The organism is Paenibacillus sp. Root52 (assembly GCF_001426865.1).
Classification (GTDB): Bacteria; Bacillota; Bacilli; order Paenibacillales; family Paenibacillaceae; genus Paenibacillus.
The window spans coordinates 57,927-64,136 of the sequence record NZ_LMFO01000018.1; the positions used below are offsets into that span (position 1 = coordinate 57,927).

The 6,210-nt window shown below is 42.7% G+C and carries 7 protein-coding genes; 5 read left to right on the top strand and 2 right to left on the bottom strand.

Annotated features, from left to right (window positions below; genetic code table 11):
- Positions 1–13: 13 nt before the first annotated feature.
- Positions 14–769 carry an N-acetylmuramoyl-L-alanine amidase CwlD gene (gene cwlD, locus ASD24_RS16725; RefSeq protein ID WP_056697750.1) on the top strand — a complete coding sequence of 252 codons (756 nt, stop codon included), beginning with the start codon at positions 14–16 and terminating at the stop codon, positions 767–769.
- Between the two features lie 78 nt (positions 770–847).
- Complete coding sequence (locus tag ASD24_RS16730; protein ID WP_056697755.1) at positions 848–1,948, top strand: Mrp/NBP35 family ATP-binding protein; 1,101 nt, start codon at positions 848–850, stop codon at positions 1,946–1,948.
- A gap of 133 nt (positions 1,949–2,081) precedes the next feature.
- Here the strand turns inward: ASD24_RS16730 and gerD are convergent, their stop codons facing one another.
- Positions 2,082–2,831: a spore germination lipoprotein GerD gene (gene gerD, locus ASD24_RS16735; RefSeq protein WP_056697758.1), complete on the bottom strand. Its 750-nt coding sequence runs from the start codon at positions 2,829–2,831 to the stop codon at positions 2,082–2,084.
- A gap of 125 nt (positions 2,832–2,956) precedes the next feature.
- Between gerD and ASD24_RS16740 the strand changes: the two genes are divergently transcribed.
- Entirely contained in the window at positions 2,957–3,574 is a 618-nt protein-coding gene (locus ASD24_RS16740) for a KinB-signaling pathway activation protein (RefSeq protein ID WP_056697760.1), read from the top strand.
- 174 nt (positions 3,575–3,748) lie between these two features.
- Here ASD24_RS16740 and pdaB read toward each other — a convergent pair whose 3' ends face one another.
- A complete protein-coding gene (pdaB, locus tag ASD24_RS16745) occupies positions 3,749–4,525 on the bottom strand; it encodes a polysaccharide deacetylase family sporulation protein PdaB (RefSeq protein ID WP_056697763.1) in 777 nt (258 codons plus the stop codon).
- 122 nt (positions 4,526–4,647) lie between these two features.
- Between pdaB and ASD24_RS16750 the strand changes: the two genes are divergently transcribed.
- Together ASD24_RS16750 and ASD24_RS16755 are read left to right on the top strand one after the other, a co-directional pair.
- On the top strand, positions 4,648–5,265 hold the full coding sequence (locus ASD24_RS16750) for a stage II sporulation protein M (protein ID WP_056697764.1): 618 nt from the start codon (positions 4,648–4,650) through the stop codon (positions 5,263–5,265).
- A 204-nt stretch (positions 5,266–5,469) separates the two neighbouring features.
- Entirely contained in the window at positions 5,470–5,700 is a 231-nt protein-coding gene (locus ASD24_RS16755; protein WP_056697767.1) for a hypothetical protein, read from the top strand.
- Positions 5,701–6,210 lie beyond the last annotated feature (510 nt).

Genomic DNA, 6,210 nt, shown 5'->3' on the forward strand with positions numbered 1-6,210 from the left:
AGGTGGTTTTTTTATGCGTAAAAATAGGGGAAAGCATTTTGTAGTATGGATACGTCTACGTACAGTGAAGAGAGTGCTGCTGAGTCTTTGTTTGTTAGCAATGTTAGTAGGTGTAGCTACGTATGAGATTCCTTCATCCAAGACTTCTGGATATTGGAGCTTGCCTCTTGCTGGCAAAGTTATCGCAATTGATGCCGGGCACGGTGGTCCAGATGGGGGAGCTGTCAGTAAGCAGGGGGTAATTGAGAAAGATATTAACCTTTCCATCGCCTTATATGTGCGGGACTACTTACAACAAGCGGGTGCATTGGTCGTTATGACACGAGAGATCGACACGGATCTTGCAGAAGCGGATACAAGAGGTTACTCCAAACGTAAAACAGAAGATCTAAAACAACGAGTTAGACGGATTGAGGACAAGCAAGCAGATCTGTTTATTAGCATTCATATGAATAGCGTTCCTTCTAATCGATGGAGCGGGGCACAGGTATTTTATACACCAAACCATGTTGACAATGAAGGATTTGCAAATCTGCTTCAGCAAGAGATGATAAGGAATCTGGAAAATACAGATCGCATCGCCAAAACGGTAAATACGGTTTACTTACTTCAGGCATTAAAGATACCCTCTGCTCTAGTGGAAGTAGGCTTCCTCTCTCATCCAGAAGAGGCGCGAATGCTTGCAGATGAAACGTACCAGCGCAAAGTTGCGGCCTCCATCTATAACGGGATTCTGCGATATTCCTCAGGAGAACGCCCTAAAAGTTAGTCACAATTAGACTCGTAATGATATAATTGATACAGCATACCTAATACATGCCAATAGATAAAGCTGAGGTGCTGTCTGATGTTATCAAAAGAACAGATACTTGAACTATTGCAACCATTACAAGAACCACAATTGGGAGTTAGTCTGACCGAACTGCAGTGGGTTCGCGATGTTATGGTGAAAGAACATCATGTAGCCATTACATTCGTGACGTTGGACAACCAGCCTGAGGATACAACAGCTCTAAGTGATGCTGCACGTAATCTTTTGTCCCAGCATGGAATAGAGGATGTACATATTCGCTTTAGGGCAGCGTCTGAGCATGAACGTCAGAACCTTTCAGAAGGTGATATTCAACAAGACCCAAGTGACGAAGAAGTTCTCGTCAAAGGCCACGCAGCAGGTTTAGGTGGACACGAGTTGTTGAGCCCTGAATCGGGTGTACGTTACATTGCAATTGCAAGTGGTAAGGGTGGCGTTGGTAAATCCACTGTGACAGTGAACTTAGCAGTCGCTCTGGCTCGTCAAGGCAAAAAGGTCGGCTTAATTGATGCTGACATATATGGCTTCAGTGTACCGGACATGATGGGGATTGAAGAATATCCTGTAGTAGAGGATGGGGTTATTCAGCCGGTAGAACGATTCGGTGTTAAAGTTATGTCGATGGGATTCTTTATCCGTGAGAACAATCCTGTAATCTGGCGCGGCCCTATGTTAGGTCGTATGCTTCGTCAATTTTTTACTGATGTGAATTGGGGAGAACTCGATTACATGCTGCTTGATTTACCTCCAGGAACAGGTGACGTTGCGTTGGATGTACATCAGATGATACCCCATAGCAAAGAGATCATCGTCACAACGCCACATGCAACAGCTGCTTTTGTTGCGGCACGCGCAGGAGCAATGGCTATTCAGACCGAACACGAGCTGCTTGGTGTCGTCGAGAATATGGCCTATTACGAATGTGGAAGCTGTGGTGAGAAGGACTATGTGTTTGGACGTGGAGGCGGTGGACAGCTTGCTGAAAGCTTGCATACTAATCTACTAGCTCAGATTCCACTTGGAGCACCAGAGAACCATATCTCTGAGCCGGACTTCTCGCCATCTGTGTATAAAGCAGATACAAGCATTGGTGCGATCTACGCAGAGATCGCTAAAGAGATTGAAACTAAATTCTAAATTTTCATTACTAAGTTCGAAGTTCCCTTTGTCAGAAGCGACAGCTACGAATAAAAGCCCTGCATCTATAGATGCGGGGCTTTTGATCATACATAACCGTTTAATTCATACGATACCATTTAACACAGTATTTCTATGATTCGCCACCAGAGTCACCGCTGCCTCCATCGTCTGAACCGCCACCATCTTGCCCTTGACCTTCTTGCTGCTGTTGCTGGTCATCCTTCTGTGCGCCGCCACTTTCCACTTTAGGTTGAAGCTCATCCTGAACAACTTTTTTTAACAAAGTTAGAACTTCCATGCGGAATAAAGGGTTTTGCATCACTTCTTGCATGACGGTCATTGTTTGCTTACGATAATCAGGGGTTTTGGTCATATCCATGAACATTTTGGAAACTTCAGGAGATTTCATAATATCTGAGATGGATTTTTGGTACGTTGGATCTTTAATCAGTTCCATGTGTAATTGCTTGCTTTGTGAATTGACCACTTTGGCGAACTCACCTGCAAACTGTGGATCGGTCATAATTTTCTCGAATTCTTTTTTGTATTCTGGAGCTGTTATGGTATCCTTTACCGCAACACGAATCTGTTCCTGTGATTGCATAGGCATCAGCATTTTCATACCGATCGTACCAGAACCGCCACCACCGCCTTGCTCAGAGCCGCCACCTTCTCCACCGCCGCCAGAAGAACTTTGACCAGTAAGGGCTTCTTCCACTGCTTTTTTACCCTCATCACTTTTGAGGATGTCCACCACCATGGTTTTCATCTCTTTATAACTGCCCTGAGGAGGCGAATAATTCTGATCAGAGCCGCAGCCGGCGAGCAGGACGGATAGCCCAAATAGGACACAACATAACTGCCACAATGGCCGTTTCATGTGCACAACCCCTCCTTGATTAGATACTGGATGTAGTATGTGATGAGAAAGCAGTAAATATGTTGATCTGAGATGGTTTTTTACTGAGAAGGTTGGTAAAATAAAGTCTCGGGGGTGGAAAACATTTGAATTTACGGAAATGGTTTTTCCTATTTTGGACCGCGTTGTTGATCGGTGCGGTGGGATCATTAATAACAGGATTAATGATGATGTTGTTAAATGGAGAAAAAACGAATGGAATTGCTGATTTTATGTTATATCTGCTCATTCTGTTTGGCTCCGGTATTATGATTAGCGTATATTCGCAGATGGGCTTCTTTGCATATTTAATTTTGAATTATATGGGTAAGGGTGTGTTTCCCAAACGCGGCTGGCAAATTGTTCAGATTATATTAACGGTACTAGCTTTGCTTGATGTGATGTTCTTGCGTTTGTTTGTGGGGGAGGGACGAGAGCCCATATCCGATATTGTCCTTGGACTCATTATTTTGGCAGCAGCAATTGTTACCGCTTACGTAAAGGTCAAGCAAACAAACATTTCTGCACTTGTGCCGACCCTTTTCTTTATGATTGCCGTTACAGCGGTAGAGACGATTGGAGTATTACGCATCGATTCAAATGCAGCGACCATATTTATTGTGGTTCCCTTGTTAATGTGTAATGCATACCAAATGCTGATCTTGCACAAATTGGTAGATGCATCTGCCGATCGAGCTGTTACTGGAAAGGTAGAGCAGGCGTGAAGTAAGCAGAGGGATGATTTTGTTATAAAAATAAACTCCAAAAAGAGCTAACGATGGTTAGCTCTTTTCATTTGCACGAATAGCGTGCGATGTGTAATTTTGATCTATAACGTCATTGCAGTTATTGTAATACTTGAGCAGTACATTGATGTTAGACATAACTTTGGTGGCGTATTATTGTGCACTGGCTTGATCTCGCACCTCTGAACCCTTGGTGCTGGAGTGATTCAACAATTCGGAAACAGTGACAAACTCATATCCCTGATTTCGAAGTTTATCGATGATTACAGGTAAGGCTTCATGCGTTTGTTTAGAGGAGTCACTAGCATGCAATAGAACGATATCTCCTGGATGAGCTTTGCTGACTACACGATCAACAATGGTCTGTACACCTGGATTTTTCCAATCTTGAGAATCGGTATCCCATTGTACGACTTGGTAGTTCAAACTACTCGCAACCTGGAGAACACGTTTGTCAAAATCCCCGTTGGGTAGACGTAACAAATTCGGTTCTTTGCCCGTTAAATCGGTTAAAATGCTATGAGCTGTCGAAATTTCCTTACGGATCTCTTCCTCTGTCAGGCTGCTATAGTTTTCGTGTCTGTGTCCATGGCTGCCGATTTCATATCCAGCTTCCTTGATTGAGGTAACAATTTCAGGATGTGTTTTACTCCATGGTGAGGAGAGGAAGAAGGTAGCCTTTTCGATCTTGTTCTCTTTTAGCACTTTTAGAATGGGCTCTGTTCGCTTATCCCCCCAGCTAATGTCAAACGTAAGTGCAATTACTTTTTTTTCGGTTGGTACACTGTAGACTGCAGAAGGTGTATCCTCTGAGAACACAGAAACGTTGCCGCTCTCCAGATAGATTATTCCGATAGCAAACACGGCAGCAGCCAGCACAATCAGGTAACGTTTGATCTTTTTGCCGCTAAATACATAGAACGAGTTCATTTCAATAAGCGCCCCTCTCCCATAAGAAATGCTTGTTTACTCTCCAATGTATGCTCGTACTGCTTAGTTATTCGTATATGATGTTTGTTTGTCCATTAAGTTAGTTTACTTAGGAGGTTGTTATGCTTAAATTTAGTACATTTCTGAAAGATCTGGGTTCCATCCGGAATGCTTTAATCTGGTCGGTCGCACTATTTGTGATTGGCATTAGTGTAGGGTGGGTGAGCACCGGGCCCCTAGAAGAATTACTTTTGAATCAAATTGGGGGGTTAAGAGAAGTCAGTGAGCGCTTGGAGCAAGGGGGGAATGTGCAATTAAACTTCTTCCTGTTTATTTTCTTCAACAATGCGATTAAAAGCGTACTTGTGATCTATGCCGGTATATTCTTTGGCATTCTACCGATAATTTTTCTACTGATCAACGGAATGGTTATTGGGTTCCTTGTGCACACCACGATGAATTATGGAGCAAGTTTCTATGATATCGTTATTAAAGGATTACTCCCGCATGGGATTATCGAAATACCAGTGATCATTATTGCTTGTGCGTTCGGTCTAAAGTTTGGGGGATTAGCTTCCAAAAGTCTCATGCAGCTAGGTGGATCAAAGAGACACTTGCTTGGTAAGCAGTGGGAAGTGTTTCTGCGTAGGACGTTGACAGCATCTTGCTGGATCATTATTTTGTTGTTCGTTGCAGCGATCATTGAGAGCACCATTACCTACAGCATCGTCCGAGGATAAATTTGTATGGAATGACATTCATAATTTTTCTGAAAGTTGACCATAACAATAAAACGGGTTCAGGTACAGCCTCAACGTTAATATGATTGGGGTTGTGCTGCTAACCTTACGCGATTCGATAAACGTCTGTTTGCTAGAGGTGTATTACATCAGACAACTACACATGAGCGCGTATTATCCATATGCAGAAAAAGGAGAACTCTAATGCTGGGTATGCTGTTTAATGATAAGGAATGCAAGGAGCTAGACTATGTACTTCGCAAAGAGCTTGATGAAATGTTATTTGACCTGAGTGATAACCGTCTTGACCAAGAAATCAAATACGCTATCGCGAGTCGCTACAAAACGGTATTTCGGATGTATGCACGTTTTGCTCCGCCTAAAGAGTTATCCAAGTACGCGAGGGGCGGAAAACTAAAAAAATCAAAGCCATGAATGTTGTGCTCATAGTCAATCACCGGTTATTAGGATAAAAGGGGTGCGGCATGTATAGCTAACGCTGTACCTCTACATGATGATAGGGAAGAGCAATGAAATAAAATGTCGAAAAAGGGTTGACCGTTTCTGATATATATGATAAATTAATTTTCGTTCCTTTTTTAGGACAAGTTCACCGAAACAAGTGCTGAAATGAAGAGTTTGAAAAGTTATAAAAAAAGTACTTGCAAAAACTTCGGTAACATGATACATTATAAAAGTCGCCGCTGAAAAAGTGGTTGACACAAAAATGAGTAACTTCATTCAAGTTTGATCTTTGAAAACTGAACAACGAGTGAGTAACGATCTTGCTTGCAAGATCGACGCTGAGAAATCGGTACATGTCTTCGGACTGGATGATTTCGAAGCACAAATGAGATTTTTAATCTCGTCAGTTTCAAAATGAGCTAATCGCTCTTTTCAATACTTTATTGGAGAGTTTGATCCTGGCTCAGGACGAACGCTGGC